The sequence below is a fragment of the Mesorhizobium sp. M7A.F.Ca.CA.003.01.2.1 genome (assembly GCF_003998945.1).
GTDB lineage: Bacteria > Pseudomonadota > Alphaproteobacteria > Rhizobiales > Rhizobiaceae > Mesorhizobium > Mesorhizobium ciceri.
In genome coordinates this window covers 1-579 of sequence record NZ_RZRA01001588.1, presented here as the reverse complement: position 1 = coordinate 579, position 579 = coordinate 1, and the positions used below count along the sequence as shown (strand labels likewise).

Here is a 579-nt window from a genome sequence, read left to right as displayed (position 1 = left end):
CGTTCGAAGAAGGGGGAGGACCGGGGGGAGAATTGTACGATAGTTACTGTGATGAAGGCCGATGTTGACTCTTGCTCAGCCCGATTTCATTTTTTGACCCACAGCGTCTAAAGCGCATCGCGTTTGATCCGATTTATGCGATGCGCTTTAGGGTCTTTGTTTATGCATGTCGTTCTCCCAAAGCCGAGGTCACTTTTGGACGACATGCATCAAAAGTGGCCGCTGCTCCGAAAGGGGCTTCTTATGTCGAGCCTTCGTAAGCGCAATCCCGGTCTCCATCCTTCCGATCTGCAACTGTGCCAGCGCGTCTTCGATCGGGTCTGCCTGGAGCGCAAATTTGATCGCATGTCGGGGGAGTCGGACGTGCAGCTTCTGGCAGCCACGGTGTTTTCGCTGTTCCAGAATGGCTGCCGAAATGAAGGCGAGTTGCTTGAGATTTTCAGGCGGACCCGCCAATGACCAAGGCCAGGATCACGTCCGCGGCACCGGCCGAAAACGAACCTTACGACGCTGCGGTCTTCGCCCGGAAATACGGCATGTCGCGGAAGGCCGCGGAGGTCGTGCTGTCCGCGAATGGAC

At 56.3% G+C, this 579-nt stretch carries 1 protein-coding gene; it reads left to right on the top strand.

Annotation, left to right across the window (positions count from 1 at the left end):
• The first annotated feature begins 195 nt into the window (after positions 1–195).
• Positions 196–459 (top strand): hypothetical protein, encoded by a 264-nt coding sequence (locus tag EN969_RS34385; protein ID WP_127419945.1) that lies wholly within the window; start codon positions 196–198, stop codon positions 457–459.
• Positions 460–579: the final 120 nt, after the last annotated feature.